Raw genomic sequence first — 16,797 nt, forward strand, 5'->3', positions numbered from 1 at the left:
GTTGAACTTTCCGCTGTACATCGCTAAGCGCTACGTACGCTCCAAGAGTAGTCAGAATGCCATCAATATCATCAACCTAATTACTTTTTTGGTAATCGTAATAGGCTCTGCTGCTTTGTTTATAGTACTCTCGGGTTTTGCAGGATTAAAGGGTTTTAGCCTTCAGTTCAGTAATACTTTTGACCCGGATCTAAAGGCACAACCAGTTCAAGGAAAAGTTTTCACATTAAGTGAGGAGCAGGAGGCCAAATTAAAGCTATTGGATGGTGTGGCAAGTTACACCAAAGAGCTTGAGGAAAAGGTATATTTAAAATTTCAAGGAAAAAGTCATATTGCATTTATAAAGGGTGTAGATACCAATTATAACCGTGTAACGGAAATGGATAGTACCATTCTCTACGGTAATTGGCGAATAAACGAAGAGGAAGCGGTTGCGGGTATTGGGGTTATAAATATTCTAGGCCTGTCCGTTAACCAAAGTGCCTTGGTAGTAATGGCCCTTAAACCGGGTAAGGGGTCACTCTCCCTAAATGATTTAAAGACCAAACCCTATTTTATAAGCGGCGTATTTGGTGTTGAGGAAAACTTGGATAAAAAATACGTTTTTGCCGATTTGCCTTCAGTTCAAAACCTGTTGGAAAGAACGGACCGTGAGGTATCTGGGGTTGGGTTTAAATTACTTGAGGGTGCAGATGTAATTTCAGTAAAAAAGAACATTGCCGATATTTTAGGAAATGAAGTGAAGGTTTTGGACAGGCAGGAGCTAAATAGTACCTTGCACCGAATGTTAAATACCGAAAACTTAGCCACCTACCTCATTTTTACCCTGGTACTTATCATTGCCCTTTTTAATGTGGTGGGCGCTATTATAATGATGGTATTGGATAAGCAACAAAACCTGAAAACGCTATATAATTTAGGAACCACCGTTAAAAAATTGCGGTCCATCTTTTTTGTTCAAGGGCTGCTTGTCACCGGCATTGGTGGATTTATTGGAGTGGTTATAGGCTCTTTATTGATTTGGTCGCAATTGGCATTTGAGTGGCTAAAAATAACTCCCAGCTTGCCCTATCCCGTGGAGTATCAATGGATCAATGTAGTTATTGTATTGGCGACCATTTTAATATTAGGGATAATTGCCTCTAAAATTGCAAGCAGTAGAATCAATAAAAAATTGATTGCGTCTACTTAGTGGCTAAATTCATAATCGCCAAATTTTTCCAGCGCTTCGTCAAAAGCGGCAAAAACATCTGCTGCATCATCACTGGTAACCATTTTCATACGATATTCCTTAAAATTGGGAATCCCCTTAAAATAGTTGGTATAGTGCCTGCGGGTTTCAAAGACCCCTAGTTTTTCCCCTTTCCAATCAATAGACATTTGTAAATGCCTTCTAGCGGCTTCTACCCGCTCTTCCATGGTGGGAGGGGCCAAGTGTTCCCCAGTTTTAAAATAGTGCTTCACCTCATTAAAAAACCAAGGATAGCCAATACTTGCGCGACCGATCATGGCTCCGTCCAAACCAAATTCATCTCGCATCTTAACGGCGGCTTCGGGAGTGTCTACATCGCCATTGCCAAAAACGGGAATATGCATTCTGGGATTGTTTTTTACTGCGGCAATAGGTTCCCAATTTGCACTTCCCTTATACATTTGTGCACGGGTGCGGCCATGTATGGCAATCGCTTTACACCCCACATCCTGTAACTTTTCAGCTACCTCCACAATTTTTATGGAGTTTTCATCCCAACCCAAGCGGGTCTTAACGGTAATGGGTAGTTTGGTGCGTTCTACCATGGCCTTGGTCAAGGAAACCATTAAGTCAATATCCTTTAAAATTCCGGCCCCGGCACCTTTGCTCACTACCTTTTTAACAGGACAGCCAAAATTGATGTCAATAATATCTGGATTGGATTTTTCAACAATATCAACAGATTGGAGCATGGAATCTAAATTGGCCCCAAAAATCTGGATACCTACAGGGCGCTCCTTTTCGTATATATCCAGTTTCATGACACTTTTCGCCGCATCACGAATAAGCCCTTCAGAAGAAATGAATTCCGTATACACGACATCGGCACCATTTTCCTTGCACAATGCGCGAAACGGAGGGTCGCTCACATCTTCCATGGGCGCCAATAACAACGGAAAATCGGGTAATTGAATATCACCAATCTTGGGCATAGCTTTCTTCTTTTTTTGGGAGGGCAAAATTACATAATTTCCGCGGATAGCAGTTAATCAAGTAATTGTCTAAGCTTAATTAATAAAAGGAGAAGTAGTTTACAGCCTATTCCGTTCTTCTACCCGTTTGTATTTTTTATTGCTTCTGATCTTGGAATTACCAAATTTATATCTGAACCCCACGGTAAAGACCCTGTTTTCCGTACGCTGAAAAGAGCTGCCATTTTGGTCCAAATAGTTGCGGGAGCTAAAGATGTTTCCTTGGTTAAAAATATCATCTAAACCAAGACTAAGACTTGCCTTGTTATCAAAAAGGGACTTTCTAAGCGAAAAATCCAAGGCACCATACCCCTCATACGAAGAGTTTTTCCTTATTGCTGGCGCAAACCAACGATAGCTTAGGTTGGCCGTAAGCGACTTATCCGCTAGGAACGTAAAGTTATTGTTTGCCCTCATAAACCAGGTGAACTGATTATTTTTAACTAGTTGGTTAGACTCTAGATCCGTAAAATGAATTTTACGTTGGTAAAAACTGGAGAGCAGGTAAAAATCCCAAAACTTGGTGATATCCCTGTTGACTATAAAATCCAGTCCATAGGCAAAATCCCTATCTACATTGGTGTTCACAAATCGTAACCAATTAAAATCATTGTCTTGAAATATAAGTTGTCCTAGGCTATTGGTGGCGTTCTTGTAGAAAAGTTCAATGGTATATTTCTTTTTTAAAGTGTAACCCGCGGCAACATAACTGTTGGTAGAAGGTAACAAATTAGGATTTCCCTCAACGGTGGAGAAATTACTTTGAAATATTTGAAACGGATTTATAATGGCATATCTGGGCCGGGTGATGCGTCTTAAATAGTACAGGTTAAAACTGTGGTTGTTGTTGGGGGTGTATTTTAAGGAGGCGGAAGGAAATAGTTTAAAATAGTTGTTTTTTGTAGTACTGGAGCCCAAATTCCAGCTTCCCTTGGTTTCGGTATGTTCTGCCCTAAGTCCCATTTTTACGACCAGCGCATCCCACTTGCCATTGGCGGAAAGATAGCCGGCATAAATGGACTCATTATAAGAAAAGTTTCCCGCTTCCTGCGGGTCAATTCCGGGCGTTTCCAAGTCAAAACCTCTTTGTAAAACTAAATTCTTAGAGCCAATATTGGCATATTTTAAACCGGTTTCCCACTTCATTTTTTGTCCCAAAGGGGATGAATAATCTGTCTGTAAGCTGTAAATGTTGATATACTGCTCCGTGTTAATGGTAAAATCATTGGCTTGGGCAACATTATTATCCAAATCAAAAAAATTAGAAGTCAATGCTTGAGCAGCATTTTTGTCATAGAACGTATAGTGGCCATTTACCGATAATTGCGCTCCTTTTTTATTCAATTTCTGTTCATAGTCGATGTAATAGGAAGTATTGATCAAATCTGAACTTCCCAATATATCGGTATCAAATCCAGAGAATAGGCTGTCGCCCACAATTTCTGTTTGCGTATCATATATTCTCTTGACTTTGGGAATATAAAGAGAGACGGCAGACAAACTAATTTTACTATTTTCACTTAATTCATAATCCAAGAAGGCCGAAATATTGTGTTGTTTTTGCTTTTTGATGAATTCCTGATTGGCCGTCCATAATTCTGATTCTTGGGCAGTACCCAAGAAATTGGTGATGTCTTGATAGCGCGTTATATTTCGATCATGTCTAAAGCTGTAGTTGAAAGAAAAATCAATTTTTTTTCCTTTAAAGTAGTGCTCCATTCCCACCGTATGTTTGGGTAATACTGCCTGTGCATATCTATTGTAGATGGCTCCGTTATATCCTGCGATGAGGTTCTTTTTCATTTTTAGATTAATAAGTGCATGGTCTTCTGCACTGTATTTGGCCGGGGGCACCGTAATTACCTCAATAGATTCAACATTACTGGCTGAAGTACCGGATAAAAGATTTATGAGGTCCCTGGCTGGGATATGAACTTTTCTGCCGTTGATAAGGACACCAACTTGTTTACTTCCGTTTACGCTCAGTTGGTTGTTTATGACCATAACACCCGGAGTATTCTTTAAAACCTCCCAAATCTGCTGATCTTGAACTGCCGTGTTTTCAATGGAATATACCAGCCGGTCTACTTTTCTCTCAATTCTTGGTTTGCCCCCTATAACCACCACTTCATCAAGTTGGGACTCCAATGAAATTTGCAGCGCTCCAATATTGAGGTCAGCTGATACGGAAATCGATTTCGCAACCGACTCATTTTCAAGGTATGAAGCTTTTATAATATAATTTCCGGTGGAGATATCTTTGAGTACAAACGCACCATTGACATTTGTAAGTCCCCCGTCCACCAATGAAGAATCCTTCACGCTTAACAACATGATATTGGCATAGGAAATAGGCTCATGGTCTTCATTCTCTACAGTTCCCGAGATGGAAAAATCTTGGGAAAAAGCTGAAATAACAAAGAACAAGCAAAACAAAAAGGGGCAAAGCGTATGTCTCACTTAGTGGTATAGGTTCTTTCCCAAAGCTAGATAAATACGTAAAAACCTACAAAGAAAAATTCTTAATATTACACCTTAAACGGATAATGCATCGTAGACAGTGGGATTGAGCGGGGGATTCATTTGCTCGAATTTGTCAAAAAATTAGACCTAAGTGGTTTAAAACATTCTATTTGGAATGTATTCTATAAAAGATATATGCAAGTAATTGTTCTTTAGTCAAATCGATATAAAATAATGTATCTTTGCCCTCTTAAACGCCGTTCGTATTGCTATGAAGAACATTCGAAACTTTTGCATTATTGCCCATATAGACCATGGTAAAAGTACCTTGGCAGACCGCTTGTTGGATTTTACAGGATCGGTTACCGAAAGGGAAAAGCAAGACCAGCTATTAGACAGTATGGATTTGGAAAGGGAACGTGGAATCACAATCAAAAGCCACGCCATTCAAATGGAGTATGTGTACGAAGGTGAAACCTATGTGCTCAACTTAATTGACACTCCCGGACATGTTGACTTTTCCTATGAGGTTTCAAGGTCCATTGCCGCCTGTGAAGGGGCCCTGTTGGTAGTTGATGCGGCTCAAAGCATTCAGGCCCAGACCATCTCAAATTTATATTTGGCGTTGGAGAACGACTTGGAAATAATTCCGGTTTTAAACAAGGTAGACCTGCCTAGTGCCAACCCAGAGGAAGTAACGGATGATATTGTAGACCTTTTGGGTTGTGACCCAGAGGAAGTAATTCCCGCAAGTGCAAAAACAGGTATTGGAATTGGGGAAATATTGGAAGCGATCATTAAACGTATTCCCGCACCTAAAGGGGAACCGGAGGCTCCTTTGCAAGCCTTGGTTTTTGATTCGGTATATAACCCTTTTCGCGGTGTAGAAACGTATTTTAGAATTATAAACGGGGAATTGAAAAAAGGCCAGAAAATAAAGTTCATGGCCACGGGTAAGAGCTATTTTGCGGACGAAATAGGTACCCTTAAGCTAGTTCAGCATCCAAAACCTAAAATCTCAACCGGAGACGTTGGCTATTTGATTACCGGAATTAAGGATGCTAGAGAGGTAAAAGTAGGGGATACCATCACCTTGACCGAAAACCCGTCCGAAAAGGCCATTGCTGGTTTTGAAGATGTAAAACCCATGGTTTTTGCAGGTATTTATCCGGTAGATACAGAAGATTTTGAGGAGTTGCGCTCCTCCATGGAAAAATTACAATTGAATGATGCCTCCTTGGTATTTACGGCCGAAAGTAGTGCCGCCCTTGGTTTCGGTTTTCGTTGTGGTTTCTTGGGAATGCTCCATATGGAGATTATTCAAGAGCGTCTGGAGCGCGAATTTGATATGACGGTAATTACTACCGTTCCCAACGTAAGCTACCATGCTTATACCAATAAGAATCCGGATGATATCATTATAGTTAACAATCCTTCGGATTTGCCGGATCCATCTACCTTGAACAGGGTGGAGGAGCCTTATATTAAGGCAACGATAATTACAAAGTCCGATTTTGTGGGGAACGTTATGTCCCTTTGTATCGATAAGCGAGGTGAAATAACCAATCAGACCTATTTAACTACGGAAAGGGTAGAGCTTACCTTTGACATGCCCTTAGCCGAAATCGTATTTGATTTCTATGACCGGTTAAAAACTGTTTCCAAAGGCTATGCCTCCTTTGACTATGCACCAATTGGAATGCGCACTTCTAAATTGGTGAGGGTAGATATTCTATTAAACGCCCAAAACGTTGATGCGCTGAGCGCCTTGGTTCACTTTGACAATTCCTATCACATTGGAAAAAAGATGTGTGAAAAATTGAAGGAACTCATTCCAAGACAACAGTTTGATATTCCTATTCAGGCGGCCATTGGCGCTAAAATTATTTCTAGGGAAACGATCAAAGCCTTACGGAAGGATGTAACCGCCAAGTGTTATGGTGGCGATATTTCCAGAAAACGAAAGCTTTTGGAGAAGCAGAAAAAGGGTAAAAAGCGTATGCGCCAAGTTGGTAACGTAGAAATTCCGCAACAGGCGTTTATGGCCGTTCTTAAGCTGAACGACTAGAAATTCCGTTTATCGGTTATTAAGAAGAATTCCAAATTTTAAACAGTAGTAGTCCTTCGTATTTAAGGTCTTCTTCAGCTATCCCTGTATTTTTCACTGACTAAGAACAGATTAGAATTTTCGTAAGTTTTTTCTTTCCTTTTAAATATGGTTTGAAAAGATTGGAACTTATCAACAACGGGCAATTTTTTTAGCCAAGGGTAGTTTTAGCTTTGTTCAAATTTATTTTTGCTCGACCATGACAACTTATATTGCTCAGTTTATTGCAAAACATATAAAAATCCCCGTAAAACAGCATTCCATTTTTATATGGCAACAAGAAAGCGGGGAAATAGATGCAGAACTTCTAGAGAACAAAATTAAAAGGGAAGCGGCTATCCACTTTTATCGTTTGGAGTCTAAAGACACTGTGGAAATTGGCTTGGCCGATATTTCCGTGGAAGTGTTAAAGGCAATGCCCTTTGGAGGTTAATCCTCTTCTGGCTCATCATCCGTGTCATCGGCTTCCAATACTTTTCCCAAATATACCAATCGGCATCCTTCATTAATATCGTTGAAATCCGTACTAAAGGATGGTATTATTTTTAAATCCCCATCCGGAGTTTTTAGGAATATAGGAACAATATTCTCTTCGGCCTTTGTTATTTCAATGAGCCCCTCATATTGTTCTTTGTCCTTTAATTCAATTTCATGGATAACAGGAAATTTTCTGGCCGTTTCGGTAAGCTTTATAAAGTCGTCTGTATGGGAGAAAAGCCCTTCCTTAGGATTGTTTTCAGGGTCGTTCATCTCATCGGCATCAATAAGCCTAAACGAACCGTTTTCTCCAAATTGCTTCCCGAATTTATTCACGGCATATTTATTAATGTCCGAGTTTCCGGTAAGTGCCATAAGATATCCTACATCGTTCAGTTCAATATTATCCGTTAAATTATCGGAATAGATATTGGCGGTAATAGCTTCAATACCCAATTTTTTGGCCTTGTCTATATTCGTTTGGTTATTGTCAATAAGAACAACATGACGTTTGTTTTTCTTCAGATAATCGGCAATAATCCTGGAAACCTTGCTTGCCCCAATAATGACAATGCCTTCGGACTTTGTCAAAAATACCCCTATAGCTTTTGCGAACATACGGGCAGTGGTTGCATTCAATAAAACCGTACCCAAAACAATAACGAAAACGAGGGGAGTTATATATTCAGCTCCTTCTTCACCTTTGGCCAATAGTTTGGAACCAAATAGGGACGCAATACCGGCAGCAACAATACCTCGCGGTCCAACCCAACCAATGAACAACTTTTCATTAAACTTTAAATTAGAACCTGTTGAACTTAGAAAAACACCAATGGGCCTAATTACAAACACAATGATTAAGAAAAGTATAGCGGTATTCCAATTATAGATCAATTGTAGGTCGGCCATATTAATATTGGCTGCCAACAAAATAAAAAGAATGGAAATTAGGAGTACGCTTAAGGATTCTTTAAAATAAAGCAGTTCTTTTATATTGGGCAAATCTGTATTTCCCATGACCATCCCCATAATTACTACCGCCAATAAACCTGATTCATGGGCAAAAACATCGCTCATTACAAATACCAAAAGTACTACGGATAAGGAAACCACATTCAATAGATAGTGTGGAATAAAGTTTCTTTTAATTACAAAGGTAAGGGCGTGGGCAAAGGTGAAGCCAAACGTAAATCCGAAAAGTAGTATTTTACCGAATTCAATGAGGGCGGTCAAGGTGTATGCCTGTCCTTCTCCAACACTTATAAACTCAAAGACCAAAACCGCGGCCAATGCCCCAATCGGGTCAATAAGGATGCCTTCCCATTTCAATACGGCAGAAAGATCTTTTTTTAAGGGGATGTTTCTTAAGATCGGAGTAATAACGGTGGGGCCCGTTACAATGATCAAGGATGAAAATAGAAAACAAATTTGCCAGCTCAATCCAAAAATAAAGTGGGCCGTGATTGCGGCACCAAAGAAAGTAACCAAACTACCCAATGTTATTAGTTTGGTAATTACGGGGCCCACGTTTCTTATTTCAGCACGTTTTAGGGTAAGTCCGCCTTCAAAAAGAATGATACTAATGGCGAGGGAGACAAAATAGTAAAGTCCCTCCCCCGGAAAAAGTCCTTTTTGGCCGTTCCAGATAGGCTCAATTAATTTACTGCCGTCCTCCGTATAGAGCGTTGCAAAGGGCCCAACCAGTAACCCTATCAAAATTAAAGGTAAAATTGCAGGCAGTTTAAATCTCCATGCGACCCACTGCGCTATAATGCCCAAAATTATAATTCCTGCTAATTCAACCATGCCTTGCAATTTATCCAAAAATAGTAATTTTTGATTCAGAAGAGAGACGGTAGAATTATCTTATTAAATTTTTGTTCCGTACTTGTCTAATTGCATTTGTTGCTAGCTGCATCGGTATTTATTTGGACCCAATAACAGCTATGGTAGTAGTTGTTTGTTTGTGCTACGGCCTTTTCTTAATTTGCAATGCACCTTAATAATTAGAAATGACGATTTACCCTATAGAAACTGGAAATTTTAAGTTGGATGGAGGGGCCATGTTCGGTGTTGTGCCCAAGACTATTTGGCAAAGAACCAACCCAGCTGATGATAAAAACCTTATAGATATTGCGGCCAGAAGTTTATTGATCGAAGATGGTGATCGGTTAATCTTAATAGATACGGGTTTAGGTAATAAACAATCGGATAAATTTTTTGGCTATTACTACCGCTGGGGAGATCTCTCCTTGGATAGCTCTTTGGCCAGCCACGGCTTTCATAGAGATGATATTACTGATGTTTTTATGACACACCTTCATTTTGATCATTGCGGCGGTAGTATACAATGGAACAAGGATAGGACTGGTTATGAGCCAGCTTTTAAAAATGCAAAATTTTGGACCAATAAGGAGCACTGGAAATGGGCCACCGAACCCAATGCGCGCGAAAAGGCGTCCTTTCTTAAGGAAAATTTACTGCCAATGCAAGAAAGTGGCCAGTTACACTTTATTGACAGACAGGATGAAAAGTTTATAAAAAACAGTGAATTGGGTTTTGATATACTTTTTGTAGATGGCCATACAGATAAGCAAATGCTTCCTTTTATTAAATATCAAGGAAAGATTGTAGTGTTTATGGCAGACCTGATACCTACAGTAGGGCATATTCCACTTCCTTACGTAATAGGATATGATACAAGACCTTTGCTAACATTAGAAGAAAAGAAACTATTTTTGGACCAGGCCCTTGAAAATGAGTTTTACCTATTTTTTGAGCATGATGCACATAACGAAATTTGTACCTTGCAACAGACCGAAAAAGGGGCCAGATTAGACCAAATTTATTCATTTCATGAGCTTTTCAATTCATAGGATCCATTTAGTACCGTTTGGTATTTTATTTATTGCCTTATTTTCCTGTAAGACCCAACAACTGAAGAGCACGGACTATACAAAAGAATGGTCTTTTACCAAAGGAGTGGAAGGTCCTGCCGTTGATGCCGGTGGTGCAGTTTACGCAGTCAACTTTCAAAAAGAGGGAACTATTGGTGTTATAAATGACGTAGGCCAAGGGAAAATATTCTGCGAGCTTCCCGGAAACAGCGTAGGAAATGGCATTCGGTTTGATGTTCAAGGGAATATGTACGTGGCAGATTACGTAAACCATAATGTTCTAATCATAAAAAAAGGAAGCAGAACGCCTGAAGTACATGCGCACAATGCGAAAATGAACCAGCCCAATGATTTGGCTATTTCACCTAGTGGTACCATTTTTTTAAGTGACCCAAATTGGGCAGAAAGTACGGGTAGCATTTGGAAAGTAAATTCAAACTATGAAATTGAATTGTTGGAAGATGGGATGGGTACTACAAATGGTATAGAAGTGAGTCCTGATGGCGCTTACCTGTATGTAAACGAGTCTGTGCAGAGAACGGTATGGAGGTATAATCTGGACCATGAAGGTAATATCAGCAACAAGACCATGTTCGCATCTTTTGATGATTACGGAATGGATGGCATGCGTTGCGATGAGAAAGGCAACCTCTACATTACCAGATACGATAAAGGCACTGTCGTCATCCTAAATCCCGATAAAAAAATCATAAAAGAGGTGCAATTGAAGGGAAAAAAGCCCTCAAACATTACCTTTGGGGGCAAAAAAGGCAAAACCTGCTATGTAACTATGGCAGACCGTGGTAATTTAGAGACATTTCCGGCCTTGCATGCAGGTGCTTTTTATAAGCGAATACACTAATCTCAATTTATCTATATGACTAGAGTTTTATCAAAATCCGTACTAGGATTTACCATGGCATCCTTACTAGTAGGATGCGGAGCTACCAATTTAGTTTCCACCCCTATTGAAAATATAGACACTACTCCTCTTAAAATTTCGGATTTATCCGATGCTGAAAAAAAGAACTGGGGGCATCTGGATTTGGTTTCAGATACCATTCCCGGTATGAGTGTTGATAAGGCCTATGCCGAAATAATAAAAAACAAAAAAGGAGAAACTGTCATTGTTGCCGTGTTAGATTCAGGAATGGATTTGGAGCATGAGGACCTTGACGGTGTACTTTGGACCAATAAAGATGAAAAGCCAGGGGATGGTATTGACAACGATAAAAATGGTTATATAGATGACATTCACGGCTACAACTTCTTAGGAGATTCTTACAATGAACAACTGGAGGTAGCTAGAATTGTTCGATTAAAATTGGGAGATGCCGCTTTGCAGTCTAAGGCAAAGGCCGAAGTAGAAGGGGAATATAACAAGGCACTACAGCAAAAACAGCAGTATGAGCAAATATTCCAAGCTGTAAAAAATGCCGATGCAGCGGTGAAAAAAGAATTGGGCAAAGAATCGTACAATGCAAAGGATTTGGCAAGTATAAAATCCACGGATCCAAATATGCAGCAAAATGTTGGTATCCTTACCCAAATGCTGACCTATGAAGATTCCATTCCAGAGGTAATGGAGCAAATTGAGGAAGGCATCAACTATTTTTCAGATCAGGCCAATTACAACTATAATGTTGATTTTAACGGTAGAGAAATTGTTGGTGATGATCCATATAATATCAATGATACGGATTATGGTGATGGCAACCCTCAAAGTCGTTCCAAGGACGAAAGTCACGGTACCCATGTTGCAGGAATTATTGCTGCGGAAAGAAACAATGGACTTGGAGCCAATGGCGTAGCGAACAATGTACAGATTATGAGCATTCGTGCGGTACCTAACGGTGACGAATATGACAAGGATATTGCTTTGGGTATCAGATATGCGGTTGATAATGGAGCAAAGATTATCAATGGTAGTTTTGGTAAAAGCTACTCCCCAAACGCTCAATGGGTGTATGACGCCATTAAATACGCCGCAGACAAGGACGTGCTTTTCGTGCATGCAGCGGGTAACTCTGGCGAGGATTTGGATGACCCTGCCAACCCTAACTTTCCTAATGACCAGGTCAACAATGGCCCAGAAATGTCAGATAATGTGATCACAGTGGGAGCCTTGGCCCCAAAATACGGTTCCGAGATGCTGGCAACCTTTTCCAACTATGGAAAAGTTAATGTAGATGTCTTTGCCCCTGGTGACGAGATTTATTCTACCATGCCCGGTGATGAATACGACTTTCAAGGGGGAACCTCAATGGCTGCACCGGCAGTTGCCGGTGTTGCGGCTTTGATTCGTTCACAATATCCTAAACTAACGGCCCCTCAGGTAAAGAAAATTATCTTGGAATCTGGATTAACCCCCAGAGCAAAAGTTATTCTTGCGGGAGACAGTGCAAAGACGGGTAACTTGGAGGAAATCTCAAAGGCCGGTACCATGGTCAACGCCTATAATGCATTGATTATGGCAGATAAGGTGGCTTCCGGAAAATTAAAACTTTAATAACAAGGCCCCAAGATGTGCTGGGGCAATTTTATTCTTATTTATATGCATTCGATTTTAAAAATTCTTAGTGCCTTCTGCTTACTAGTTACTTCCATTGTTGCCGCGCAAAGTGCTTCCTATTGGCAACAACATGTAGACTATACCATGGAGGTCACCATGAATGTAGATAACTATCAATACACCGGTACACAAAAACTGGTTTACACCAATAACTCACCGGAGGAACTTTCTAGAGTATATTACCACCTTTATTTTAATGCGTTTCAGCCAGGAAGCGAGATGGATATTAGACTACAAAATATTCAAGATCCAGACGGCAGGATGATGACGCAAGAAAAGAAGAGTAGGATAGCATCGCTTTCCGATGAGGAAATGGGTTACTTGCACGCTACTTCCTTGCTTCAGGACGGCGAGAAAGTAGACTTTCAAGAAGAAGGTACGGTTTTGGTGGTTGAGTTGGCCAAGCCTATCCCTCCTGGAGAAAAAACCACTTTTGATATGGTTTTTAGGGGGCAGGTTCCCTTACAGGTACGCAGGTCCGGTAGAAATAGTGAAGAAGGAGTTGCACTCTCTATGAGCCAATGGTACCCAAAATTGGCGGAGTATGATTTCGAAGGCTGGCATGCAGACCCCTATATTGCTAGGGAGTTTCATGGAGTTTGGGGAGATTTTGATGTTAAATTGACCATAGACAAGAATTATACCGTAGGCGGTAGTGGTTATTTACAAAATCCGCAAGAAATAGGTCATGGGTATGAGGCCCCAGGCACTAAGGTGAAAAAGCAAAAAGGAAAGACCTTAACATGGCACTTTAAAGCTCCCAAGGTTCATGATTTTATGTGGGCGGCAGACCCTGATTATTTACATGATACCCTACAAGTGGAAAATGGACCTATGCTCCACTTTTTATACAAGGACAATAAGGATATTATTGAAAATTGGAAAAAGCTTCAGCCAAAAACGGCCGAGTTGATGAAATTTTTCAGTAAGAATATTGGAGAATATCCCTATAATCAATACTCCGTAATTCAAGGAGGAGACGGTGGTATGGAATATGCCATGTCTACATTGATTACCGGGGAGCGAAAATTTGGAAGTTTGGTAGGGGTAACCGCGCATGAGATGGCCCACTCCTGGTTTCAACATGTTTTGGCAACCAACGAATCCAAACATGAATGGATGGATGAAGGCTTTACGACCTTTATTTCAAGTTTGGCAATGAACGAGGTTATGAAGGAAAACAAGCAAAACCCGTTTGAAGGCACCTATAGGGGTTATTATAACTTAGTAGGCTCAGGAAAGGAGCAACCGCAAACAACCCATGCCGATCGTTACCATTTAAATTTCGCCTATGGAATAGCGGCATATAGTAAAGGTTCTATTTTCCTTTCCCAATTGGGTTATATCATTGGGCAGGATAAATTGATGGAGGCGGTTCGCCAGTACTATGAAGAATTTAAATTCAAGCATCCTACTCCTAACGATGTTAAGCGTATTGCAGAAAAGGTATCTGGTATGGAGTTGGATTGGTATTTGACAGATTGGACGCAAACGACCAATACCATCGATTATGCCATTACCGGTATTGAGGGCGTAAACGGCAAAACACAGATAAACTTGGAAAGAAAAGGTTTAATGCCTATGCCCTTGGATATTTTGGTCGTTTATGAAGACGGTTCCCAAGAAACTTTTTATGCGCCCCTTCGTATGATGAGGGGAGAAAAGGAAAACCCCTATCCTCAATTTACAAGAACGGTACTAGAAGATTGGCCTTGGGCGTATCCTACCTATAGTTTCACCATTGATAAACCTGTGGAAAACGTAAAAGCGGTTATGATAGACCCATCACAGTTAATGGCAGATATTGACCAAGAAAACAACGTTTGGCAAAAAGGGGAGTAACAAAAACTTTTTAATAAGCGAAGAATTAACAAAGGCCATTGTTTCCTAAATAGGTGAACAATGGCTTTATTTGAATACGACCATTGAGCCAAAAGGATTTTAAATATCCCAGAACCGAAAAGCTTAAAAGCAAAAAGTTGATTGAAGATCTTTTTGCCAATGGAAAATCTTTGACCAATTTTCCCATAAAACTTTTCTATTACAAAACATCTTTGCCAAGAGACGTTAAATTTCAGGCGACCGTGGCGGTTTCAAAAAGGAACATCAAATCTGCTGTAGAACGCAATAGGGTAAAAAGGTTAATGCGTGAAGGCTACCGTTTAAACAAACACCAAGTTTTTAACAATAGTGAAGGGTCTTTTGCGTTTCTATTTTTATACCTTGGAAAAAAGATGCCTAACTTTATGGAGACTGAGCATGCCATGAAAAAGACATTAGTCAAATTTCTGGATGCAGAAGGAAGAATCAAAGGTTGATTAATCGGTTTAAAAATCGGGGTTTCCGGGGCAGTAAGGAACCAAACATAATTTCTTCAAAATACCATTTTAAGAATGAAGGCTTCAGTAAAGAAAAGAATACTCATTCCCATATTCGCTTTATCCGTATTTGTGGTGGGAACAGGATTTGTTAAAAGCGATTTTTTTGAAATTGCTAAACAAATAGAGATTTTCACCACCTTGTTCAAGGAATTGAACATGAATTACGTAGATGAGACCAATCCTGCAGAATTAATGGATACCGCCATTAAGAACATGTTGGATGATTTGGATCCCTATACCAAGTTTTTAAACGAACAGGATGTGGAGTCCTATCGAATCAATAATGCCGGCGAGTACTCTGGTATTGGAGCATTGGTGCGTTCTTTTGACGATAAGTTGCTGATAGTTGAGCCTTATAAGGGGTACCCCGCAGATAAGGCCGGTTTAAAGGCCGGAGATGAGATTTTAAAAATTGGCGACATAGATGTGGCCAAATTTCACGATAACGCCAGTGAGTTGCTTAAAGGAGCCAATGATACGTCTGTTGAGGTAACGTTCAATAGACAGGGCGAAACAAAAACTGCGGTAATCACCCGTGGTGCCGTGGAGGTGGATGCTGTTCCCTATTATAAAATGATAGACGATAATACGGGTTACATAGTTTTGGCCAAGTTCAATGCAAAAGCTTCTAGCCAAACAGAATCCGCTTTGGAAGACTTAAAAGGGAAAGGGGCGGAAAAAATCATTTTAGATTTACGTAGCAATCCAGGCGGCTTGCTCTCTGAAGCTATCAATGTAACCAATCTATTTGTGGAAAAAGGGGAGTTGATCGTTACTACAAAATCGAAGGTTAAAAAATTCAATAGGGAATACCGCACAAAAAACCAGCCTGTAGATACAGAAATACCATTGGTCGTTCTTGTAAATGGCAGCAGTGCATCCGCCAGTGAAATTGTATCCGGGGGATTACAAGACTTGGACCGTGCGGTAATCATGGGAGCCAGAAGTTTTGGTAAGGGGTTGGTACAGAGGCCGTTAAAACTTACTTACGGCACACAGTTAAAGGTGACCATAAGCCGTTATTATACACCTTCGGGCAGGTGTATTCAATCCTTGGACTATTGGAACAGGGACGAAGACGGCAATGCCGTGAAGAAAACAAAATTCAACGATTTTACCACGCGCAACGGCCGTAAAGTACAAGATGGTGGTGGTATACTACCAGATGTGGAGATTACATCGGCGAAAGCAAATGAATTGACCACCGCCCTTTTGAACAATCACATTATTTTCGATTATGCTACGGATTATTATTACAATCATACAGTAGCCAAAATGGGGGATTTCACTTTCACTGAGTCGGACTATCAAGACTTTAAGAACTATGTGTCCAAAAGTGATTTTTCTTTTGAAACTAAAACGGAAAAAACACTAAAGGCAGCTATGACCGATCGTGAAGAGGTCATTTTTAACCCCACTATCGAAAGCGATTTTGAAGCCCTTCTTCAAGATATAGAGCAAAGCAAGATTGCTGCTTTGGAAGACTATAAAAAGGAAATAAAAAGTAAGTTGGAAGACGAAATCGTCAAGCGTTATTTCTATAGGGAGGGATTGTATGATTACTATCTAAACAATGATGAAGCCATTACCTCGGCCACAGAATTGTTGGCCAACGAAAATGAGTATTTCAATATTTTGAAATAAACTTCGGTATTTGGATTATTGGTAACAAACGCA

General features: G+C 40.2%; 12 protein-coding genes. 9 read left to right on the forward strand and 3 right to left on the reverse strand.

Going from position 1 to position 16,797, the window contains the following annotated elements; genetic code table 11:
* Position 1: 1 nt before the first annotated feature.
* A complete protein-coding gene (locus IL355_RS02325) occupies positions 2-1,192 on the forward strand; it encodes an ABC transporter permease (RefSeq protein ID WP_192460589.1) in 1,191 nt (396 codons plus the stop codon).
* On the opposite strand, the gene dusB is transcribed toward IL355_RS02325, so the two are convergent.
* Both dusB and IL355_RS02335 read right to left on the reverse strand, forming a co-directional pair.
* Positions 1,189-2,184, reverse strand: coding sequence for a tRNA dihydrouridine synthase DusB (dusB, locus tag IL355_RS02330; RefSeq protein ID WP_192460590.1), 996 nt, complete (start codon positions 2,182-2,184; stop codon positions 1,189-1,191). The genes IL355_RS02325 and dusB overlap by 4 nt on opposite strands.
* 99 nt (positions 2,185-2,283) lie before the next feature.
* On the reverse strand, positions 2,284-4,683 hold the full coding sequence (locus IL355_RS02335; protein ID WP_192460591.1) for an outer membrane beta-barrel protein: 2,400 nt from the start codon (positions 4,681-4,683) through the stop codon (positions 2,284-2,286).
* Between the two features lie 274 nt (positions 4,684-4,957).
* Between IL355_RS02335 and lepA the strand changes: the two genes are divergently transcribed.
* Both lepA and IL355_RS02345 read left to right on the forward strand, forming a co-directional pair.
* Positions 4,958-6,754 (forward strand): translation elongation factor 4, encoded by a 1,797-nt coding sequence (lepA, locus tag IL355_RS02340; protein WP_192460592.1) that lies wholly within the window; start codon positions 4,958-4,960, stop codon positions 6,752-6,754.
* Positions 6,755-6,992: 238 nt separating this feature from the next.
* Entirely contained in the window at positions 6,993-7,226 is a 234-nt protein-coding gene (locus IL355_RS02345) for a GTP-binding protein LepA (RefSeq protein ID WP_192460593.1), read from the forward strand.
* Here the strand turns inward: IL355_RS02345 and IL355_RS02350 are convergent.
* Positions 7,223-9,076: a cation:proton antiporter gene (locus IL355_RS02350; protein WP_192460594.1), complete on the reverse strand. Its 1,854-nt coding sequence runs from the start codon at positions 9,074-9,076 to the stop codon at positions 7,223-7,225. The two genes, IL355_RS02345 and IL355_RS02350, sit on opposite strands and share 4 nt — an antisense overlap.
* 206 nt (positions 9,077-9,282) lie before the next feature.
* On the opposite strand from IL355_RS02350, the gene IL355_RS02355 reads away from it, so the two are divergent.
* The 6 genes from IL355_RS02355 to IL355_RS02380 all read left to right on the forward strand — a co-directional run bounded on the left by IL355_RS02355 (position 9,283) and on the right by IL355_RS02380 (position 16,764).
* Complete coding sequence (locus tag IL355_RS02355) at positions 9,283-10,146, forward strand: MBL fold metallo-hydrolase (protein ID WP_192460595.1); 864 nt, start codon at positions 9,283-9,285, stop codon at positions 10,144-10,146.
* On the forward strand, positions 10,127-11,029 hold the full coding sequence (locus tag IL355_RS02360; protein ID WP_192460596.1) for an SMP-30/gluconolactonase/LRE family protein: 903 nt from the start codon (positions 10,127-10,129) through the stop codon (positions 11,027-11,029). The genes IL355_RS02355 and IL355_RS02360 overlap by 20 nt, the downstream gene beginning before the upstream one ends.
* A gap of 15 nt (positions 11,030-11,044) precedes the next feature.
* A complete protein-coding gene (locus IL355_RS02365; RefSeq protein WP_192460597.1) occupies positions 11,045-12,676 on the forward strand; it encodes a S8 family peptidase in 1,632 nt (543 codons plus the stop codon).
* A gap of 45 nt (positions 12,677-12,721) precedes the next feature.
* Positions 12,722-14,581 carry a M1 family metallopeptidase gene (locus IL355_RS02370; RefSeq protein ID WP_192460598.1) on the forward strand — a complete coding sequence of 620 codons (1,860 nt, stop codon included), beginning with the start codon at positions 12,722-12,724 and terminating at the stop codon, positions 14,579-14,581.
* A gap of 83 nt (positions 14,582-14,664) precedes the next feature.
* Positions 14,665-15,057, forward strand: a complete 393-nt coding sequence (gene rnpA, locus IL355_RS02375) for a ribonuclease P protein component (RefSeq protein WP_192460599.1) — start codon at positions 14,665-14,667, stop codon at positions 15,055-15,057.
* A gap of 75 nt (positions 15,058-15,132) precedes the next feature.
* Complete coding sequence (locus tag IL355_RS02380; RefSeq protein WP_192460600.1) at positions 15,133-16,764, forward strand: S41 family peptidase; 1,632 nt, start codon at positions 15,133-15,135, stop codon at positions 16,762-16,764.
* Positions 16,765-16,797: the final 33 nt, after the last annotated feature.

Source organism: Euzebyella saccharophila (assembly GCF_014855495.1).
GTDB classification, from domain to species: Bacteria; Bacteroidota; Bacteroidia; order Flavobacteriales; family Flavobacteriaceae; genus Euzebyella; species Euzebyella saccharophila.